The sequence below is a fragment of the Saccharopolyspora phatthalungensis genome, from assembly GCF_014203395.1.
Lineage (GTDB): Bacteria > Actinomycetota > Actinomycetes > Mycobacteriales > Pseudonocardiaceae > Saccharopolyspora > Saccharopolyspora phatthalungensis.
Map to the genome: position 1 here is coordinate 3948220 of NZ_JACHIW010000001.1, position 20358 is coordinate 3968577.

Annotated in this window: 12 protein-coding genes and 1 rRNA gene; 8 read left to right on the forward strand and 5 right to left on the reverse strand. The window is 68.2% G+C overall.

Annotated elements, in window-relative coordinates; genetic code table 11:
• Nucleotide 1: 1 nt before the first annotated feature.
• The 3 genes from BJ970_RS18190 to BJ970_RS18200 all read left to right on the forward strand — a co-directional run bounded on the left by BJ970_RS18190 (nucleotide 2) and on the right by BJ970_RS18200 (nucleotide 3169).
• Nucleotides 2–688 carry a hypothetical protein gene (locus BJ970_RS18190; protein ID WP_184727350.1) on the forward strand — a complete coding sequence of 229 codons (687 nt, stop codon included), beginning with the start codon at nucleotides 2–4 and terminating at the stop codon, nucleotides 686–688.
• A gap of 130 nt (nucleotides 689–818) precedes the next feature.
• On the forward strand, nucleotides 819–1829 hold the full coding sequence (locus BJ970_RS18195; protein WP_184727351.1) for a GlnX family signal transduction membrane protein: 1011 nt from the start codon (nucleotides 819–821) through the stop codon (nucleotides 1827–1829).
• Nucleotides 1829–3169: an ABC transporter substrate-binding protein gene (locus BJ970_RS18200; RefSeq protein WP_221467218.1), complete on the forward strand. Its 1341-nt coding sequence runs from the start codon at nucleotides 1829–1831 to the stop codon at nucleotides 3167–3169. The genes BJ970_RS18195 and BJ970_RS18200 overlap by 1 nt, the downstream gene beginning before the upstream one ends.
• A gap of 44 nt (nucleotides 3170–3213) precedes the next feature.
• On the opposite strand, the gene panB is transcribed toward BJ970_RS18200, so the two are convergent.
• Together panB and BJ970_RS18210 are read right to left on the reverse strand one after the other, a co-directional pair.
• On the reverse strand, nucleotides 3214–4068 hold the full coding sequence (panB, locus tag BJ970_RS18205) for a 3-methyl-2-oxobutanoate hydroxymethyltransferase (protein WP_184727353.1): 855 nt from the start codon (nucleotides 4066–4068) through the stop codon (nucleotides 3214–3216).
• A 148-nt stretch (nucleotides 4069–4216) separates the two neighbouring features.
• The gene (locus BJ970_RS18210) at nucleotides 4217–5011 is read right to left on the reverse strand and encodes a transporter substrate-binding domain-containing protein (RefSeq protein ID WP_221467219.1); all 795 of its coding nucleotides are present in this window, start codon (nucleotides 5009–5011) and stop codon (nucleotides 4217–4219) included.
• A gap of 144 nt (nucleotides 5012–5155) precedes the next feature.
• Here BJ970_RS18210 and BJ970_RS18215 point away from each other — a divergent pair, with 144 nt between their 5' ends.
• Nucleotides 5156–5425, forward strand: coding sequence for a DUF1905 domain-containing protein (locus tag BJ970_RS18215; protein WP_184727355.1), 270 nt, complete (start codon nucleotides 5156–5158; stop codon nucleotides 5423–5425).
• A 223-nt stretch (nucleotides 5426–5648) separates the two neighbouring features.
• Here the strand turns inward: BJ970_RS18215 and BJ970_RS39525 are convergent, their stop codons facing one another.
• The 3 genes from BJ970_RS39525 to BJ970_RS18230 form a co-directional block, all read right to left on the reverse strand.
• Entirely contained in the window at nucleotides 5649–6473 is an 825-nt protein-coding gene (locus BJ970_RS39525) for an SWIM zinc finger family protein (protein WP_184727356.1), read from the reverse strand.
• The gene (locus BJ970_RS18225) at nucleotides 6466–9471 is read right to left on the reverse strand and encodes an SNF2-related protein (protein WP_184727357.1); all 3006 of its coding nucleotides are present in this window, start codon (nucleotides 9469–9471) and stop codon (nucleotides 6466–6468) included. Before BJ970_RS18225 ends, BJ970_RS39525 begins: the two co-directional genes overlap by 8 nt.
• An 82-nt stretch (nucleotides 9472–9553) precedes the next feature.
• On the reverse strand, nucleotides 9554–11299 hold the full coding sequence (locus BJ970_RS18230; protein WP_184727358.1) for an NAD+ synthase: 1746 nt from the start codon (nucleotides 11297–11299) through the stop codon (nucleotides 9554–9556).
• An 80-nt stretch (nucleotides 11300–11379) separates the two neighbouring features.
• On the opposite strand from BJ970_RS18230, the gene BJ970_RS18235 reads away from it, so the two are divergent.
• From BJ970_RS18235 to BJ970_RS18250, 4 genes are all read left to right on the forward strand, one after another.
• Complete coding sequence (locus tag BJ970_RS18235) at nucleotides 11380–12963, forward strand: alpha/beta hydrolase (RefSeq protein WP_184727359.1); 1584 nt, start codon at nucleotides 11380–11382, stop codon at nucleotides 12961–12963.
• A 125-nt stretch (nucleotides 12964–13088) separates the two neighbouring features.
• Nucleotides 13089–14432 (forward strand): type I glutamate--ammonia ligase, encoded by a 1344-nt coding sequence (gene glnA / locus BJ970_RS18240; protein ID WP_184727360.1) that lies wholly within the window; start codon nucleotides 13089–13091, stop codon nucleotides 14430–14432.
• 95 nt (nucleotides 14433–14527) lie between these two features.
• Nucleotides 14528–18220 (forward strand): FkbM family methyltransferase, encoded by a 3693-nt coding sequence (locus BJ970_RS39530; protein ID WP_184727361.1) that lies wholly within the window; start codon nucleotides 14528–14530, stop codon nucleotides 18218–18220.
• A 571-nt stretch (nucleotides 18221–18791) separates the two neighbouring features.
• Nucleotides 18792–20313 (forward strand): 16S ribosomal RNA (locus BJ970_RS18250).
• Nucleotides 20314–20358 lie beyond the last annotated feature (45 nt).

Below are 20358 nucleotides of genomic sequence, written 5' to 3' on the forward strand. Positions count from 1 at the left end.
GATGGCTGAACAGCCCGATTTGGTGTTGCGGCACAACCCGTTCCTGCCTCCGGCGGCGCGCCGCCTGCGGACGCGGATGGTCGTGCGCGTCCCGAGCCCGGGAGACGAGCTGCGGATCCGGATCCGGCTGCGGCTGGCGAGGGCGGTTCGTGCCGTGCGACGGGTCGACCCGCCCGCGTACTCGGACGCGGGGGCCATCCGCACCGGCGGCGGTGTCGAGGTGCCGCTCGGCGCGGGCTGGTCCGGAATTCGAGAGTACGAGGTCGAATTCGAACTGCGCGATGGCCCGGATGGCGAAGATCTTCAGGCCGCGGTCGTTGATCTGGTGCACGGGGAGCCCGATCGCCCCCGGCCGACCGGCCCGGTCCGGGCGGTCAAGGTGCACTGGACCAGGTTCCCCGGTGGCTCGCGCATCAGCCGCAGTCAGCGCGACCTCGCCGACGCGATCTGGGCCGGCTGCACGGCCTACGAGTCCGGTGATCTGGCAGATGCCGGCCGGTATTGGGCGCAAGCCTGCAGGCGGGCCCGCCGGACCGGGGACAACGACAGCTTGCGGCGGTTGAGCCTGCTGGTCGCGGCGGATCAGATCAGCCCGGACGACGTGATAGCCGCGGGTCGCGTTGGGACTCCCGTGCTCAGGCCCTCCGGTGCTCCTAGTGACGCCGCGGACCGCGATCGTGCGTGCTGACCGCATGGCGTGGCGGTGGGGCACCGCCTGGTCCGGGGCAGGTTGGCGCTGGGTTGGTGACCGTCGCGGGGCCGCCTTGGCCTGGATCAGGACGACGCGTGGAGCACTGTGGACATTAGCGGTTTGTTCGGTGGTGTTGACGTTCGTGGCGATGGAGCCGTCGCTGGTGTACTTCCGCAGCGCGCATGACGTCTCCACTGCGCTGCGCCATCGCCTCGGTCCGATGATCGTCGACGTGCAGGTGGCTAGGAATGCGCTCATCACCGCGAACGAGGCGGCCGTGGCCGCTTTCGCTTCCGGTGGTGCGCCGCTGACCGGGCCCGGCCAGGAGTACTACAACCAGATGGCGATCGCCAGTCAGAGCCTGGCGCATGCCGCCGAGGTCAACGCCGTCGGGCAGCCCGGGACCGAGTCGCTGCAGACGGTCGAGAGCCTGCTCGCGTCCTATTCGGATTCCATCAGCCAGGCCGGCGCGTACTTTCGGGCCGACGACCACCTGATGGGTACCGTCGCGCTGTGGAATGCCTGGCGGCAACTGCACGACCCGCACGGCGGCATCGTCGAGAAGCTCGGCGAACTCCGCGGCCTGCAGGCCGATGCGTTGCACCGGCAGGTGGGCGAGGGCGAGGTCACCGAGGCCGAGACCGCCGCCTGGCTGGCGTGGATGGCCGGCCTGTGCGCGTTCTTGGTGGCCGGTCACGTCTTCATCGTCTGGCGTTTCCGGCGGTTGCTCGGCGGAGTGCTTTTCGCCGCGATCGCCGTGGTCGTGCTGAGCGTCTTCATCGGTGACGTCGTCGACGAAACGGACGCGGACATCGCGGGCTTCAACAGCGCGCTTCGGCAGGTGCTGACAGAACCCGACGGTGAAATGGTGGCGCACCGGACGCTTCTGGCGATGGCTGATGCGCATTGCCGAACCGGAACCGGCGAGTGCGGCCCGACCATGCCCGATCGGTCGGCCCGCGCGGGGGTCGGTGTCGCGGACCGGCCCACCGACCGGTCCGTCAACGTGCGGCTGACCCCCAAGGCGTCCGGAGCGTGGCTGGAGACCGGAATCCCGTGGCTGAGCGTCCTGATCGCCGGACTCGTCGTGACGGGATTCTGGCCTCGCCTCGACGAATACTCATACGGGAAGCGATGATGCGCAGCTGCAAGTGGTTGCTGGTCACGGTCCTGGCGCTGCTAGTCCCGGCTTGCGCCGGACCTGCGGACGCGCCTTCGCAGCGAGAGAGCATCACGGTGCTGGCGTCGTGGACGGGCCAGGAAGAAGCCCAGTTCCGCGCACTGGCGGCGGAGTTCGAGCGAAAGTACGGGTTCCGGTTCCGTGTCGACTACCAGGGGACCCGGGCCCTCGAACAGGTCTTGCTCGCCGACGTGCAGAAGGGCGCGCCGCCGGACATCGCGATCGTGCCGAGCCCGGCGGAGTTGCAGCGCTACGCCGACGCTCCACTCGACCAACCCCGGCTGGTCGAGCTGCCGATGACCTACGGCAACGAGGGCCCCTTGCCCTACGCGATCTTCTGGGAATGGGTGCAGGGTCTCGGCAATGCGGAGAAGCGTTTCGCGGTCGTCGCCAAGGCGGACCTGAAGAGCATCGTGTGGTATCGGCGAAACGGAGCCCCGATTCAACCCGAAAGCTGGGCGGAAATGCTCGCGCTGGGGCGTGCGTCCGGTGGCTGGTGCCTGGGGATGGGGGCACCGCCGGTCTCGGGCTGGCCGGGCACCGACTGGATCGAGGACATCCTGCTGAAGAAGTACGGGCCGGTCGACTACACGGAGTTCGCCCAGGGCCGCATGCGCTGGACGGACGAGAAGATGAAAACCGTCTGGCGCGATGGGGGAGAGGTCCTGGCCGACTCCCGATCGGGCGCTCCGGCGGCGCTGCTGACGGACTTCAGCGATGCGGGTCGGGGCATGTTCGAGCAGCCCCAGCGGTGTTCTCTCGATCACGCCGGATCGTTCTTGAAGAGTCAGTACCAGGCGACCCGCCCCGACGGGACGGCGCCGGTGGCGGGTAAGGACTTCGACTTCTTCCGGTTCCCGCCGCTGTCGCAACCGTCCATCGTCTCGGCGGACCTCGCCGTGATGTTCAACGACTCGCCGGGGGCGAACGCATTCATGCAGTTCCTGGCCTCCACCGAGGGGCAGCGGATCCTGGCCGGGCACCGGGAGGGCAGCGTGTACTCGATCAACCGGAATTTCCTCGGCGGCAGGCTCTATGCCGACCGCCCCGGTGGCGACGTGGACCTGCGCATCGCCGAGGAGATCGGCCAATCCGGCCGGGGGCTTTGCTTCGACGCCTCGGATCTGATGCCCGCGACGATGCGCAGCGCGTTCTACCGGGCGGTGCTGGAGTTCGTCCGGGCGCCCGAGCGGCTCAACGAGATCCTGAACCAGCTGGAGGACGTCCGGCGCCGTCTCGCGGGCCCGCCGCCGGTCGAATCCTGGGCGAGGTTCGCCTGCGTCGGCCCGAATCCCTGACTGGGCCGGGGGCGCGGCAGCAAACCGCGCACCCCGGCGCCGCGTCAGTGGAAGGTGTGTTCCGCGGCCGGGAAGTGGTGACCGCGGACATCGTCGGCGAAACGAGTAGCCGCGTCGGCCAGGATGCCGCCCACGTCGGCGTAGCGTTTGACGAACTTCGCCGTTCGACCAGTGTTCAGGCCCGACATGTCCGTCCAGACCAGCACCTGTGCGTCGCAGTCCGGGCCCGCGCCGATGCCGACCGTCGGGATGTGCAGCTCACCGGTCACCCGCTTGGCCGCCTCCGCCGACACCATCTCCAGCACCACCGAGAACGCGCCCGCCTCCTGCACCGCGAGCGCGTCCGCCAGCAGTTCGTCGGCCTGGTCGCCGCGGCCCTGCACTCGGTAGCCGCCGAGGCCGTGTTCGCTCTGCGGCGTGAAGCCGATGTGGGCCATCACCGGGATGCCCGCCGACACCAGCATCTCGATCTGCGGCGCATAGCGGCGGCCGCCTTCCAGCTTGACCGCGTGCGCGCGGCCCTCCTTCATGAACCGCGTCGCGGTGGCCAGCGCCTGCTCCGGCGAGGCCTGGTAGGAGCCGAACGGGAGGTCGGCCACCACCAGTGCCCGCTCGACCGACCGGGTCACGGCGCGGACCAGCGGCAACAGTTCGTCCACGGTCACCGGTAGCGAGGACTCGTAGCCGTAGACGTTGTTGGCGGCCGAGTCGCCGACCAGCAGGACCGGGATGCCGGCCTGGTCGAAGATCCGCGCCGTGTACATGTCGTAGGAGGTGAGCATCGGCCAGGCCTCGCCGCGCTCCTTCAGCTGCTGGAGGTGATGGATGCGGACCCGCCGCTTGGTCGGCGTGGAGCCGTACGGCGCCGCCGTCTCGCCCTGGTTCTGAGCAGCAGTCATCGTTGACCGTCCTATTCCTCGAGGCCCGCGCCGCGGGTCCCCGGGTCGTGTCGGATGGTTGCGTGGGAAAGCGTCCCACGGGCGCCATCGCACCGGCAGACATCGAGGGCCAATGTCACAGTGCGGGCGACTGGCCGCTGCGGGAGCGTCAACCGATCCAGGGCCGGCTGATGCGCGCGTAGGTGCCGTCGTGCAGCGCGAGATTGAGCCACTGGTTTACCCACTGCTGGAACACCACGTCGCCCTTGGGCAGCAGGTACGCCTTCTCGGTGAAGGTGAAGGGCTGCTCGGGGTGCACCGAGCACAGCTCGGGGTGCTGCTTGGACTGCCACCTGGTTTCGGCGGCGTCGGTCATCATCAGGTCGGCCCTGCCGTCCAGGACCTGCTGGAAGATCGTGTTGTTGTCCGGGTGCTCGACGATGGTGGCCTGCTTGAGGTGCTGCTTGGCGAACTGCTCGTTGGTGCCGCCGGGGTTGACGATGGCGCGGACCCCGGGCCGGTCGATCTGCTGCAACGTCTGGAACCGCGCGGCGTTCTCGCAGCGGGTGATCGGGGTCTTGCCGTCGACCACGTAGGACGTGCTGAAAAACGCCTGCTTCGCCCGCTCCAGGGTGATCGACACTCCGCCGACGGCGATGTCGCACCGCGCGTCGAAGTCGGTGACCAGCGTCTTCCAGGTGCTGGGCACGATCGTCGCCTTGACCCCGAGCTTGCCCGCGAGGTCGTGCGCCATGTCGATGTCGATCCCGCTCCAGGCTCCCGTCGCGTCCCGGTAGGTGAACGGTCGGTAGTCCCCGGTGCTGCAAACCCGCAGCTCGCCGCGCTGGATGATGTCGTCCAACCGACTCGCCCCGGGCTGCTGGGGCGCGGCCGGAGTCATTGAGCACGCCGAACTCAACCCGAGGACGCCCGCCACGGCCAACCCGAACTTCTTCCACCGCATGACGCCTGCCTTTCGATCCCCATTGATCATGCATAGCGGCTCGGATCCGCGAAAACCAGGGCCCGCGGAGGGCGGGCGCGATGAGTTCTGTCGTCGCGAGCGGTCTGCCTGTTCAGGAGATGGCTTGGCGAAGGAGTGGAAACGATGGACGAGCAATTCACCGCGACGCTGCAGAAGAGCCCCAACCGGGGCGGCTGGACCTACGTCATCTGGCCCCGGTCGGTCGAGTACTTCGGCACCCGGGGCCTGGTGAAGGTCCGGGGCACCATCGACGGCCACCCGTTCCGGAGCTCGTTCATGGCCCTCGGCGACGGCACGCACAAGCTGCCGGTGAAAGCAGACGTCCGCAACGCGATCGGTAAGCAAGCCGGCGAGGAGGTGACGGTCCGCCTGCTGGAACGGGTCGTCGACTGACGCAGGTGCCCGATCCGGCTTCTGGCAAAAATGGGAAAACCCGCAGACAACCGAACGGCCTCCCGTGCGTCTTATGACCGGGAGCGCGTGGGAGCGCGGGAGGGAGGCAACTGGGGGTGCCTCCCTCCCAGCCTGTCGCCGTCATCGTGGTTCGGAAGATCTGTGAATATATGTGCCCACTGTGGACAATTCCGGATACCCGTTTGGGGAACGGCCACCCCGCTCACGGACGGGACATCGCGCGGTAGGCGGGCCGGAGTGCTTCGACCGCGTTGGTGTTGCCGATCTTCACCGGAAGCGGTTCCAACTCGTCGAGCAAGGCGTCCGGCACCGTGGGTTCCGGCTCCGGGCCGGTCGCCGATGCCAAAGGTTCCGGGGCCGTCCAGAACGTCTCCAGGCACTCCGACAGCGGCGCCGCGTCGTCCGGTTCCTTGGCCGCCGGGCCGGCGACGGTGCCGCGCAACGCCCGCAGCCGGTCCAGGAGTTCTTCGCGCCCCCGGCCGCGCCAGGCGAGGATCTGGAACGGGTCCTCGTCGAAGGATTCCGCCAGCAGGTAGCAAGCCGCCGCCAGGTGCTTGCACGGGATTTCCCAGTCCGGACAGGAACAATCCATCGTCAGTTCCCGCATCGTCACCGGGAAGAGCTGGAGCCCGACCTCATCGAAGATCCGTTCGATGTCCGTCGGCATCTCCCCGGCCAGCAGCTTCGCCGCGTACAGCGCCTGCCCGGCCAGCTCCCGCTCGATCCGCTCCCATTCGGCGGCGGTGAACGCCTTGATCGCGATCCGCGCCCGGTACGGTTCCGGCCGCGACCCCTGCACCAAGCCGACGACCACGCTGGTCGACAGGGTCAGGTTGAGCACCTGTCCGGCGCGGGCGTAGCGCTTGCCGCGTTGCAGCCTACCGCCCATGCCGAACGATTCCAGCACCTCGATGAACCGCCGCGACCACCAGGTTTGCGCGATCTCGCCGCGTTTGCTGCGCGCCTTGATGCCGCCCTCGACCCGGATGGGCTTGGCGGCAGGGGGAAATCCTCGCCAGCTATTCACCGATGGCCTCCGCGTCCAGCGCGATCAGGTCGCGCAACTCGCGGGTGGACAGCTCGGTCAGCCAGGTCTCGCCGGAGCCGACCACCAGCTGCGCCAACGCCTTCTTGTCCTCGATCATCCGGTCGATCTTCTCCTCCAGGGTGCCGATGCAGGTCAGCTTGCGGACCTGTACGTCCCGGCGCTGGCCGATCCGGAACGCCCGGTCGGTGGCCTGGTCCTCGACCGCCGGGTTCCACCACCGGTCCAGGTGGATGACGTGGTTGGCCGCGGTGAGCGTCAGCCCGGTGCCGCCGGCCTTGAGCGACAGCAGGAAGATCGACGGCCCGTCTTCGGACTGGAACCGCTGGACCATCGCGTCGCGGGCCTTCTTCGGGGTGCCGCCGTGCAGGAACAGCACCTCGGTGTCGAACCGCGCCGACAGATGCGGCACCAGCATCCCGCCGAACCCGGCGAACTGCGTGAAGCACAGTGCCTTGTCGCCTTCGGCCAGCACCGATTCGAGGATTTCCTCCAGCCGCAACAATTTCCCCGACCGGCCGGGCAGCGCAGAACCGTCACCGAGCAGCTGCGCCGGGTGGTTGCACACCTGCTTCAGCTTGGACATCGTCGCCAGCACCAGTCCGCGACGTTCCATGGCTTCGCTGTTGTCGATGCGCGCGAGCATGTCGTCGACCACCGCCTGGTACAGCGAAGCCTGCTCGGCGGTGAGGTTGCACAGCTGCTTCATCTCGATCTTGTCCGGCAGATCGCTGATGATCGCCGGGTCGGTCTTGACTCGGCGCAGCACGAAGGGGCCGGTGATGCGCCGCAACCGGGCAGCGGCGTCGGTGTCGCCGTCGCGTTCCACCGGCACCGCGAACCGCGCCCGGAACGTGCTCAGCGAGCCGAGCACGCCGGGATTCGTGAAATCCATGACGGACCAGAGCTCGGCGAGCCGGTTCTCCACCGGCGTGCCGGTCAGCGCGATCCGCTGCCGGGCGGACAGGCCGCGCACCGCCTTCGCCTGGCGCGAGGCGCTGTTCTTGATGTTCTGCGCCTCGTCGAGCACTACCCGGTCCCAGCGGATCTCCCGCAACACCGTCGAATCCCGTGCGGCCAGCGGATACGTCGTGATGACCAGGTCGTGCCCGCCGACCTCGTCCACGAGGGCCGCGCCGCTGAGCCGGCTCACGCCGTGGTGGACGTGCACCCGCAGCGACGGCGCGAACCGGGTGGCCTCCCGCTGCCAGTTGCCGACCACCGACATCGGGCAGACCAACAGTGTCGGACCGCGCGAGCCCGCCGAGCGGGCCAGCGCTTCCAGCGCCAGCAGCTGCACGGTCTTGCCGAGCCCCATGTCGTCGGCGAGGCAGGCGCCCAGCCCCAGCCGATCCAGGAAGGCGAGCCAGGCCAGGCCCCGAGCCTGGTACGGGCGCAGCGTCGCGGTGAAGCTCTCCGGCGGCTCCACCGGTTCAAGGTATTGGTCGACCTGGCCGGACAGCAGATCACCGAGCCATCCGTGCCCGGTCACCTCGACGACCGGCATCGGCCGGTCCTCGCCCTCCCGGTCCTCGTCGTCGGGGTGCAGCGCGGCCTGCAGCAGCACCTCGCCCGCGGTCATCCGCCCGCTCCCGGCGCGCTCCAGGTACTCCAGCCCGGCGGCCAGCCGCTTGCGGTCCACCTGGACCCACTTGCCGCGCAGCCGCACCAGCGGAACCTTGGCGGCGGCCAGCTCCGCCAGTTCCGACTCGGTCAACTGCTCGTTGCCAAGGGCGAGATCCCAGCGATAGTCGACCACGGCGTCCATGCCGAGGCCGGATTCCTTCGTCACCGCGCCCGCCGTCCCGGCACTGCTCGCGGTCAGTTTCAGACCGAGTTGCTGCGTCCGGCCCCACCACGACGGCAGCAGCACGCCGAAACCCGCCTGATCCAGCAGCGCCGCGCGGGTGAGGAACTCGTACGCGCCGGTCGCGTCCAGGAACAACTCGGTGGGATGCGCGACGCGCAGCGCCTGGTCCAGTCCCGGGAAGACGCGGCCCGCCTTGCCGAGGTCGGCCAGCAGCAACTCCTCCGGCTGCGCGACCCAGCGCCGCAGTACCCGGCTCCCTTCCCGCCACACCTCGGTCGCCGACACCAGGACGCTGGGGTCGTCCACCGCCTGCAGCAGGAATTCCAACCGCCATTGCGCGTCGTCATCCTCCGGTTCGTGCAACCGGAAGCAGGTTCGCACCGGGCTCTCGTGGGCACCGCTGGCGTGCCAGGAGTCCAGCTGACTGGCCAGCTTCCGCAGCTTCTCGGGATTGGCGTCGAACCGAGGCTCGTCGATCAGCGCGTTCAGCCACGCCGCGGCCGCGCTCCGGCCGCCCGGCAGTTCGACATCGGCGACGCGGCTGCGGGTGATGCCGTCAACGAGCGTGTCCAGCGCCGCACGAAGGACCTCCGCGGGCGGAGCGCCGCGTTCGCACCGAAACGCCGGTGGCATCGCCTCGCGCAGCGCCACGAAGCGCGCCGAATCCGTGCCGGACAACGACGGCCGCCAGCGCGCCGCAGGCCGCTGCGCCTCGAAGACCAGCGCGGGCAGCACCCGTCCCTGCGACACCATCTGCTCGGCCAACCCGGCGACGTTGCGCAGGAAGTGCGCGGAGGCCCCGAGCCGACATCCGGGGATCTCGTCGTCGAGCAGTGCGCGCACCGCTGCCGGAGCGCACGAAACGGCCGGGACCAGCCACTCCCGCAACCGCAGTTTCCCGCGCGGTGCCGGTCCGGCGGTCAGCGGATCCCGCACCAGCTCAGGTGATGTGACCGGGGCGGAGGCGTAGGACGGTAGCCGGAGCCGAACCGAATCGACCTTGAGCGCTTCGCCCGGCAGAGCGTCCCGCAGCGCCTCGCCAGGCACCGCGAAGGGGTGCGCCACCGGGCCACGCGGGGCACGTCCGGGCACCCGTTGCGGGAGCCCGGAATCCTCCGCCCACAGCACCAGCCGTCCGTCCGCAGTGCACAACCCGTGCACAACCCACACGGTCTCGCCTCCTTCTGCGGTCGTGAGCGTTCACCACGACCACGGCGTCGACCGTAGCTCCAACCGAAACCGTGAGGGCTGCCTAGGGCGCGATCTCGCGCCAGCGGTTGGTCAGCGGCAGCCGCCGGTCCCGCCCGAACGCCTTGAACGTGATCTTGGTGCCCGGCGGGTACTGCCGGCGCTTGTACTCGGCGCGGTCCACCATCTGCAGCACCCGCTCGACGAGCTCGGCCTCGAACCCGTCGGAGATCAGGTCCGCGTAACTGCGATCCCCTTCCACGTAGCCATCCAGCACCACGTCCAGGACGTCGTATTCCGGCAGCGAATCCTGGTCCACCTGGTCCGGCCGCAGCTCGGCCGACGGCGCCTTGGTGATCGAATTTTCCGGGATCGGCGGTACCTCGCCGCGCTTTTCCGCATCGGCGTTGCGCCACTTCGCCAGCTTCCACACCAGCGTCTTCGGCACGTCCTTGATCGGCGCGAACGCGCCCACCGCGTCGCCGTAGATCGTCGAATAACCCACCGCCAGCTCGGTCTTGTTCCCGGTGGCCAACACCAGGTGTCCGCGCTGGTTCGACAACGCCATCAGCAGCACGCCCCGGCAGCGGGCCTGCACGTTCTCCTCGGCCAGCCCGGTCAGCCCCAGCCCCCGCACGTAGACGTCGACCATGTCTGGGATCGGGTGAACCTCGAAGTGGCAGCCGATCCGCCGCGCCAGCTCGGCGGCGTCCGAGCGGGAGTGCTCCGACGAGTAGTTCGACGGCATCGACACCCCGTGCACCGCGTCCGCGCCGAGCGCGTCGGCGGCCAGCGCGGCGCACACCGCGGAGTCGATCCCGCCGGAGAACCCGAAGGTCACCGATCGGAAGCCGTTCTTCTGCACGTAGTCCCGCAGCCCGGTGACCAGCGCCGACCACACCTCGGCCGCGTCGTCGAGCGGCTCGGCCGGCGGCAACGCGGCCAACGGCTCGTAGCGCGGCAGCGGCTCCGGCTGCAGCACGATCCGCTCAACGTCAAAGGCAGGCGTCCGCATCGGGCCGGGCTCGGCGGGCACCGTGGTCGAGGTGTACCCGCCCGCGGTCAGGTCCAGGTCCAGCACCATCAGGTGCTCGGTGAACTGCGGCGCCCGCGTGATGATCTCGCCGTCCGGCGTGGCGACCATCGAGTCGCCGTCGAAGACCAGCTCGTCCTGCGCACCGACCAGGTTGACGTAGGCAATCGGCGCACCGGCCTCGGCGGCCCGACGGGTGACCAGCGGCGTGCGCACGTCATCCTTGGCGCGCTCGTAAGGCGAACCATTGAGGCAAACCACGAGGTCTACGCCCACTTTGCCCAGCGCCGTCACCGGGCCGCCGTTCTGCCAGATGTCCTCGCAGATGACCACGCCCACGTCCACGCCGTGCAGCCGCACGATCGGCAGGGTGGAGCCGGGCGCGAAGTAGCGCGCCTCGTCGAACACGCCGTAGTTCGGCAGGTGGTGTTTGTGGTAGGTCGCGACGATCTCGCCGCCGTAGAGCAGCGACGCCGAGTTGCGTGGGCCTTCGTCGTCGCGGTCCAGGTGACCGACCACGACCAGCGCATCCCCGCAGCCAGAATCCTGCAAGCGCCGGGCGAGCGCCTCCAGTTCGGCGAGGTTCGCGGCGGCGAAGGACTTACGCAGCGCGAGGTCCTCGACGGGATAGCCGGAAAGCATCATTTCCGGGAAAACGACCAGGTGAGCACCGTCTTGGACTGCCCGGCGAGTCCAGTCCAAGACCATCGAACCGTTGCCGGCGATATCACCGACGCATGCGTTGACCTGTGCGAGTGCGATACGCAGCTGGGGCATGCACTCATCTTTACGCACGCGACGGCCCGATGTCGTGCCCGGTGTGAGCCGAGCCGCTCGGACCATGTCACGATTCAGTAGTGAACCGCCTACTGCTCGTGCTCTCCGCGGTGGTCCTGCTGGGTGGCGCCGCGTGTAACGCCCCTGTGCATGAAGCCCAACCGCTGCAGCCGCACACCGAGCGCAAGGGTCCGGTCGGGCCCGTGCCGGCCGGCCTGGAGCGGTACTACGGACAAACGTTGTCATGGGGGCCCTGCGCCCCATACGCCAGAACTGACAGTGAACAGGCGGCCTACCGGAACACCGGCCTGGAATGCGCGCGGCTGGAAGTCCCGATGGACTACGCCGCCCCCCAGGGGCAGACGATCACGATCGGGGTGCTGCGGAAACCGGCGACCGATCCGGGCCAGCGGATCGGTTCGCTGGTGATGAACCCCGGTGGACCAGGCGCATCCGGGATGGGCACGGCAGCGAGCCTGGCTTCGACGGTCTCCCAGTCCGAGCTCGGCGCGCGGTTCGACCTGGTCGGCTTCGACCCGCGCGGGGTCGGCGCGTCCGAGCCGACCGTGCACTGCCTGACCGACCAGGAACGCGACGCCGAGCGGCTTGACTCGGATGCCGACACCTCGCCGAGCGGGGTCGCCCAGACCGAGCAGGAGGAGCGCGACCACGCGGGCAAGTGCGCCGAGCGCACCAGCACCAAGATGCTCGCCAATGTCGGCACCCGCGAGGTCATCAAGGACATCGACGTGCTGCGTTCGGCGCTCGGCGACGAGAAGCTCACCTACCTCGGCTTCTCCTACGGCACCCGGATCGGCGCGGGGTACGCCGAGAACTTCCCCGGCAACGTGCGGGCGATGGTGCTCGACGGCGCGATCGACCCCGGCCAGTCCACCTCCGACCAGCTAGTCGCGCAGGGAGCCGGGTTCCAGCGCGCCTTCAACGACTTCGCGGCCTGGTGCGCCAAGCGCCAGCAGTGCTCGCTGGGCCATGACCCGTCGCATGCGGTCGCCGTTTTCCAGCAGATCACCCGCCCGCTGGTGAACCGGCCTGCCCCGGCGGGCACCGGCCGTGAACTGTCCTACAAGGACGCCTCGATGGCGGCGATCCAGGCGCTGTACGCACCCAGCCTGTGGGACCAGCTGGACAACGGGCTGGCCCAGCTCCGCGAGGGCGACGGCCGGAGCCTGCTGTCCCTCGCGGACAACTACTACAGCCGCGGCTCCAGCGGACGGTACTCCAACACCACCGACGCGTTCGACGCCGTGCACTGCGTCGATGACCAGCGGGTCGAAGACCCGGCAAGGGTCCGCGAGGCCGACCGCCGCTACCGAGAGGTGGCGCCGTTCCTGGACAACGGCAGCCCGCCGAGCGCCGCGCGCGACCTGTGCGCGTTCTGGCCGGTCCCGGTCAGCGGCGAGCCCACCCAGCCGCAGGTGGGAGCGCTGCCGCCGGTCCTGGTCATCTCCACCACCGGCGACCCGGCCACGCCCTACGTGTCCGGGGTCAAGCTCGCCCAAGCCCTGCACGGCCGCCTGCTGACCTTCGAAGGCACCCAGCACACGGCCTTCCTGCAGGGCATTTCCTGCGTGGACGACGCGGCCACGAACTACCTGGTCGACCTGACCCTCCCGGCGGAAGGCGCCCGCTGCACCTCAGGCTGAGCGGCAGGGCCGTGCGCGCTTTGACCGCTTTGCGGCTCGGCGTGCGCACGGCCCCGACCAGGCAGGTAGCGGGAGGTTCATGGACCAGTTACGCGATTCACCGAGGGAACTCTTAGGCTGCGAGCATGAACCGCCAGCAGGAGTTCGTGCTCCGCACCTTGGAGGAACGTGACATCCGCTTCGTGCGGCTGTGGTTCACCGATGTCCTCGGCATGCTCAAGTCGGTGGCGATCTCGCCCGCCGAACTGGAGGGTGCCTTCGCCGAGGGCATCGGGTTCGACGGCTCGGCCATCGAGGGCTTCGCCCGGGTCTACGAATCGGACATGGTCGCCAAGCCGGACCCCGCCACTTTCCAAGTGCTGCCCTGGGAGACCCCGGACGGTGAGCACTATTCGGCACGGATGCTCTGCGACATCCACATGCCCGACGGCTCACCGTGCTGGTCCGACCCGCGACACGTGCTGCGTCGCACCCTGGCCCGGGCCACCGAGTCCGGCTTCACCTGTTATGTGCATCCCGAGATCGAGTTCTTCCTGCTGAAGAACCTGCCGGACGACGGCAGCGAGCCGTTGCCCGCCGACTCGGGCGGATACTTCGACCAGGCCAGCCACGACGCGGCGCCGCACTTCCGGCGCAATGCCATCGAGACGCTGGAGGCGATGGGGATCTCGGTGGAGTTCAGCCACCACGAGGGCGCGCCCGGCCAGCAGGAGATCGACCTGCGCTACGCCGACGCGCTGACCATGGCCGACAACGTGATGACCTTCCGGTACGTGGTCAAGGAGGTCGCGATCACCCAGGGCGTGCGCGCCTCGTTCATGCCAAAGCCGTTCAGCGCGCAGCCCGGCTCCGGCATGCACACCCACTTCAGCCTGTTCGAGGGCGACCAAAACGCCTTCTACCACCCGGAAAACCCGTACGAGCTCTCCGACATCGGCCGGGCGTTCGTGGCCGGCATCCTGCACCACGCCCGCGAGATCAGCGCCGTGACCAACCAGTGGGTGAACTCCTACAAGCGGCTGGTCGTCGGTGGCGAGGCCCCGACCGCGGTCTGCTGGGGCCACGCGAACCGGTCCGCGCTGGTCCGGGTGCCGATGTACTCGCCGGGCAAGGCGTCGTCCCGGCGCGTCGAGGTCCGCAACCTGGACTCGGCCTGCAACCCGTACCTGGCCTACGCGGTGATCCTCGCGGCCGGGCTGCGCGGCGTGCAGAAGGGCTACGAGCTGCCACCAGCCACCGAGGATGACGTGTGGGGGCTGACCGAGCGGGAGCGCAAGGCGGCTGGCTACGCCAACCTGCCACAAAACCTCACCGAGGCGCTCTCCGAAATGGAGTCGTCCGAGCTCGTGGCGGAAACCCTCGGCGAGCACGTGTTCGACTTCTTCCTGCGCAACAAGCGCGAGGAGTGGAATTCCTACCGCAGCCACGTCACGCCGTACGAGCTCCGCACCCTGATGCCCATGCTCTGAGCCTGGGCCGCGCATACCGGAGGCGGCGCATCCCAGTTTGAGCACTCATGGGGTTGGGCGTGTTGCTGTGGCGCAAGGAGCGATAGGTTGCGCGCGTGACTGATTCGCAGGCGCAGCACGACCCCGTGGCAGCCGGCAGTTCCGACCGAGAGGCCACCACGGAATCCCCCCTGCAGTCCGGTGTGCTGGAGCAACCAGCCGAGCTGTTCGGCGAACCGGAGTGGCCGGCCGAAACCCCGGACGACCTCGGCGCCCGCACCCTGCTCGGCTGCACCATCGCGTGCCGCGACCAGCTTCCGGCGGCGCGGGTGCTCCGCGAAACGTTCCGCCGCCACCACCCGAACGCGCAGTTCGCGGTGCTGGTAGTCGAGCTGCCCGGCACGAACCGGTCGGAGGCGGACGGCCTGACCTACACCGACATCGGGCTCGACGCGCAGGAGTTCGCCAGGCTGGCGATGGGTTGTACGGCGGAGCAGTTGCGCAACGTGTTGCGACCAAGGTTCCTGCAGCACCTGCTGCGCTCCGGTTCGACGTTGCTGTATTTCGAGCCTTCAGTCCAGGTCTTCGGCCGGTTCGACGACCTGGTCGCGGGCCTGACCGACGAGCGGCCGGTCGCCCTGGTGCCACGGGTGCTGCGCCCGCTGGCGGTGGACGGCCTGCGCCCCAGCCCCGCGGATCTCGCCGAATCGGGCACCTTCGACCCGAGCGTGTTCGCCGTGCGCCCCGGCGCGGAGCAACTCCTCGCAACGTGGGTGGAGCAGCTGCGCGCCGATCCGACGATGGCGACGCCGATCCTGGACGAGGCGCCTGCGTTGGTCGATCACCAGGTGATCCGCGATCCCGGCGTGGGCTTTTCGGTGTGGAACGCGGGACAGCGCGAGCTGGTGGTGGCGGGCGACGGCCGGCACACCGTGGATGGTGCCCTGCTGCGCAGCGTCCACTTCGACGGCTTTCAACCGCAGCGGCCCTGGCTGCTGTCCACGACCTACACCGACCGCCCGCGGATACTGCTCTCCGAGAATCCGGGACTCGCCGGGCTGTGCGCCGGCTACCGGGACGCGCTGGTCGATGCGGGGTACACCCGCGAACAGCCGCACCCGTTCGACTTCCTGCCCGACGGGGTCGTGCTGCCCGAGACGCTCCGCCGGGAGTACCTCGACGCCTGGCTCGCGGACGGTCAGCCGCCGCCGAGCCCGTTCGAACCGGACGGTCCGCTGGCGGAGTTCCGGGAGTGGTCCTGCGCACCGGCCGATGATCGGCAACGTGCGGCCGGCGGATCCCGGTGGACCGCGGCCGTATGGGCGGACGACCCGATCCTGCGGCGCGACTACCCGGACCCGTTCGGCACTCACGCGGAGGCATTTCACGAGTGGTGCGCGGGCGTCGGTGTGGCCAGTGGCCGGGTCCCGGCCGAGGCGGTGCACCGCCGGATCGACAAGCGCACCGCCTTGGTCGACCAGCTCGGTGTCGCGGTCCTGGGCGACGGACAACTCGCCGAGCTGATGCGAACTGCCGTCCGCGCCTCCGGGCTGCCATCGGCCGACACCGCCTACTATCCCGTGGTCCTGCGCTGCGACCCCGGCATGTCGGTGCCCGCGGGCCGGTACGTGATCGACGTCCACCACGCCGCGACCGATGCCACCGACGTGGCCGAGACCTGGGTCTTGTCGGAGAGCAGGCGCGCGGCAGCCCGCCGAAACGGCACGAAGACGCGCGTCGTCGCGCTGCCCGCGCCCGAGCGCGACCGGATCGATCTGCCGACCCGGAAGGGGGCCCGAGCCAGGTTCGGGTTGTCCGACGAGTTCGTGTTCGGGGCCTTCGTGGACCACGCGGCCGAACGCGCGGACAACGCGCTCGGGGTGGTCAGCGCGTTTCTGGCGGCATTCCCGGAACGTGACGACGTGCGCCTGCTGGTCGGTGTCGCCGGGGCGGTCGACCATCCGGAGGCCGCCGAGCGGCTACGTCTGGCCACCGTGACTGATCCCCGGGTGCTCCTGGTCGAAGAAGAACTCGACATCCACCCGCTGCTGTCGGCGTCCGACTGCTTCGTGTCACTGCACCGTGGGGAAGCTGGCGACGACCACGTCTTGCGGTTGCTGGAAATCGCCGCGCACGGGGTGCCGGTTATCGCGGGCGAGCACGGCGCTATCGCCGAGCTCTTCGGGCCGGAGGCCGCGCGTCTCGTACCGTGCCAGGGGCCGGGTGAACCGGACATCGAGGCGGCTGCCGAGCTGCTACGCGCCGCCGCCGACGACCCGGAAGGCACGGCCTCCTTCGGCGAAGCGGCAAAGGAGAGCCTGCTCGCGGCGCACACCGTCGCGCGGGCGGGCGCACGACTGCGCGAGCGCGTGGAGCACGCGTACCGGAACTGGCGCACGAAATGGTCGCGGGACAGCCACGGCCAGTTCGATGACCCGTTGCGTCCGCTGCTGGTGGCGCGCCATGCGCTGCACCGTGCGCCAGAAGTGGGCGTCAGCAGCCGGAACTCAATGGCACCTGCCCTGCGCAAGGCCGTGCTCAAAGCACTGAGCCACTATGACGAGCACATCCGCGATGTGCTGCGCTCGCTCGTCGATGGCGTCGAGCAGACCGCTTCCGAACTGCTGCGTCGCCAGTACGAAGTGGACGGCGAGGGCGACCTGGAGGCGATGCGCGCGGAGCTGACGCAGCTCGTCCGGCGCCAGGACCAGCTGGGTGCCCAGGTGCTTGGCACCGACGACGGCATGGTCCGGGCCCGCGCCGACCTGGCCGACCAGCACCGCAGGCTTCGAAAGCTCGAAGACGGCGCGGCCGGCGACCAACGGGTGGACGCCCTGGCGGAGCGCCTGGACAGCCTGACCGGAGCGGTCGAGCGGATCCTCGACCGGATGGACGATTTGGAGCAGCGCCAAGCCGGCGACGCGGGCGTGGAGGCGAGTCTGCGCACGGCGTCGAACGACGCCGCGGATGCGTTGCAGCGGACTAATGTCCTGCAACGCATCCTGCTGCGCGAGCACGAGCGCAACACCGGAGCCGGTGACGGCACGACTACGCCGGTGCTCTGCGATGCAGGACTGCTGCGCCTACCGGCCGACGACAGCTTCATGCTGCCCTGGCTTTCGTCGAACCCGAGCTGGGATACCGACGTGTCGGCGCTGATCGATTCCCTGCTGGAGCCCGACGGGGTCTTCATGGATGTCGGTGCCTACGTCGGCTACCAGACCGTGCGTGTGCTCAGCAGACTGGGCAACAGCGGCGCCGTAGTCGCGGTCGAGCCGTGCCCACGCAGCGGTGCCTTGCTCAAGCACAACATCGAAGTCAACGTGCCTGCGGCATGGGGACATCGACTCGTGATGGTAGAAGGCGCGGCGTGGGACGGGTCGTGCCAGCTTGCGGCGGAGCCGTCGCTGGCGGGCGGCCTGTCCGTCACCCCGGCGGACGGGGACAAAGCCCCAGCCGTGCGCGGCGTCCGGCTCGACCGCGAGCTGGAGAACCACGAAGCCCTGCGGAACTTGAAGCTGTCGGTCGTGCACGTCGACGTGGGCGGACGCGTACACCGGGTGCTCGGCGGCTTGGTCCGCTTGCTGCGTCGCGACCGTCCTTCGATCGTGTGCTCTTTCACACCCGACCTGATTGCGGAACTCGGTGACGACCCGGCGGCCGCGCTGCGTGAGTTCGGCACCTGGGGTTACGAGCTGGTCCCGGTCGGCCGGACCAAGCCGGTCACCGCCTCTGACCTGCTGGAAGCGATCAACGCGGCCGGTTCGGCGAGCACGGTGAAGCTCTGGCTCCGGCCGAAGCAAAAATGAGCCATGATCCACCGAAGAAGTGATGTCAAGAGTCTGACCAGGCGATTTGACTTTCACGCAGGGTGTGCGTAACTTTCTCTTCGCCGCACGGAAGGCCGGACGGAACAGGACGCAAGAGCCTGGCGAGGACGGCCGCGGGAGCGCCCCGGAGATTCGGACACGAACTCCGCGGAGCGCACACCGGCCGGGGGCGCGCAGTTTGACACTGCGAAGCGCACCGGGTAACGTTAAGCGGTCGCCAAGTAGACGACAAGGCTACAAGGCGCGTTGATAACTCAAGCAACGAGCTCGACCTTCGGAGCGATCAGTACGGGGTACCCCCCTGAAAACGCCGAAATGAGAGCCTGCTAGAGTTACCGACACAAGAAAGCGACGGAGAAAATACTCCGCGGGGCGTTCGCGCCCGGTGTGGGTGTGTTCTTTGAGAACTCAACAGCGGACTGTTTTGGTTAGTGTTCTTTTATGCCCCCGACCATGCAGGTTGTGTGGTTGGTGGTTTCTTTGAGTATGGCGCTCTGGTTCCTGGTTTCGGGGATTGTTTGAGTGTCTGCTGGGATTGTTTCAACAGGCATTGTTGGAGAGTTTGATCCTGGCTCAGGACGAACGCTGGCGGCGTGCTTAACACATGCAAGTCGAACGCTGAAGCACTTTCGGGTGTGGATGAGTGGCGAACGGGTGAGTAACACGTGGGTAATCTGCCCTGCACTCTGGGATAAGCCTTGGAAACGGGGTCTAATACCGGATATGACATTGGATCGCATGGTCTGGTGTGGAAAGTTCCGGCGGTGCAGGATGAGCCCGCGGCCTATCAGCTTGTTGGTGGGGTGATGGCCTACCAAGGCGACGACGGGTAGCCGGCCTGAGAGGGTGACCGGCCACACTGGGACTGAGACACGGCCCAGACTCCTACGGGAGGCAGCAGTGGGGAATCTTGCGCAATGGGCGAAAGCCTGACGCAGCAACGCCGCGTGGGGGATGACGGCCTTCGGGTTGTAAACCTCTTTCGACATCGACGAAGCCTTCGGGTGACGGTAGGTGTAGAAGAAGCACCGGCTAACTACGTGCCAGCAGCCGCGGTAATACGTAGGGTGCGAGCGTTGTCCGGATTTATTGGGCGTAAAGAGCTCGTAGGCGGTTTGTCGCGTCGGCCGTGAAAACCTGCAGCTTAACTGTGGGCTTGCGGTCGATACGGGCAGACTTGAGTTCGGTAGGGGAGACTGGAATTCCTGGTGTAGCGGTGAAATGCGCAGATATCAGGAGGAACACCGGTGGCGAAGGCGGGTCTCTGGGCCGATACTGACGCTGAGGAGCGAAAGCGTGGGGAGCGAACAGGATTAGATACCCTGGTAGTCCACGCCGTAAACGTTGGGCGCTAGGTGTGGGGATGGGTTCCACTGTTTCCGTGCCGTAGCTAACGCATTAAGCGCCCCGCCTGGGGAGTACGGCCGCAAGGCTAAAACTCAAAGGAATTGACGGGGGCCCGCACAAGCGGCGGAGCATGTGGATTAATTCGATGCAACGCGAAGAACCTTACCTGGGTTTGACATGCACTAGATGGCCTCAGAGATGGGGTTTCCCTTGTGGTTGGTGTACAGGTGGTGCATGGCTGTCGTCAGCTCGTGTCGTGAGATGTTGGGTTAAGTCCCGCAACGAGCGCAACCCTTGCCCTATGTTGCCAGCGGGTTATGCCGGGGACTCGTGGGGGACTGCCGGGGTCAACTCGGAGGAAGGTGGGGATGACGTCAAGTCATCATGCCCCTTATGCCCAGGGCTTCACACATGCTACAATGGCTGGTACAGAGGGTGGCGATATCGTGAGGTGGAGCGAATCCCTTAAAGCCGGTCTCAGTTCGGATCGGGGTCTGCAACTCGACCCCGTGAAGTCGGAGTCGCTAGTAATCGCAGATCAGCAGTGCTGCGGTGAATACGTTCCCGGGCCTTGTACACACCGCCCGTCACGTCATGAAAGTCGGTAACACCCGAAGCCCATGGCCTAACCCTTGTGGGGGGAGTGGTCGAAGGTGGGACTGGCGATTGGGACGAAGTCGTAACAAGGTAGCCGTACCGGAAGGTGCGGCTGGATCACCTCCTTTCTAAGGAGCAATAACACTCTGACTCCTGTGGGGTTGGGAGTGTCC

Excerpts from the sequence above, each read along its gene's own strand:
- panB (WP_184727353.1), bottom strand. The coding sequence starts at position 4,068 with ATGACTGCTGCTCAGAACCAGGGCGAGACGGCGGCGCCGTACGGCTCC.
- BJ970_RS18215 (WP_184727355.1), top strand. The coding sequence starts at position 5,156 with ATGGACGAGCAATTCACCGCGACGCTGCAGAAGAGCCCCAACCGGGGC.
- BJ970_RS18210 (WP_221467219.1), bottom strand. The coding sequence starts at position 5,011 with ATGCGGTGGAAGAAGTTCGGGTTGGCCGTGGCGGGCGTCCTCGGGTTG.
- BJ970_RS18190 (WP_184727350.1), top strand. The coding sequence starts at position 2 with ATGGCTGAACAGCCCGATTTGGTGTTGCGGCACAACCCGTTCCTGCCT.
- BJ970_RS18230 (WP_184727358.1), bottom strand. The coding sequence starts at position 11,299 with ATGCCCCAGCTGCGTATCGCACTCGCACAGGTCAACGCATGCGTCGGT.
- glnA (WP_184727360.1), top strand. The coding sequence starts at position 13,089 with ATGAACCGCCAGCAGGAGTTCGTGCTCCGCACCTTGGAGGAACGTGAC.
- BJ970_RS18200 (WP_221467218.1), top strand. The coding sequence starts at position 1,829 with ATGCGCAGCTGCAAGTGGTTGCTGGTCACGGTCCTGGCGCTGCTAGTC.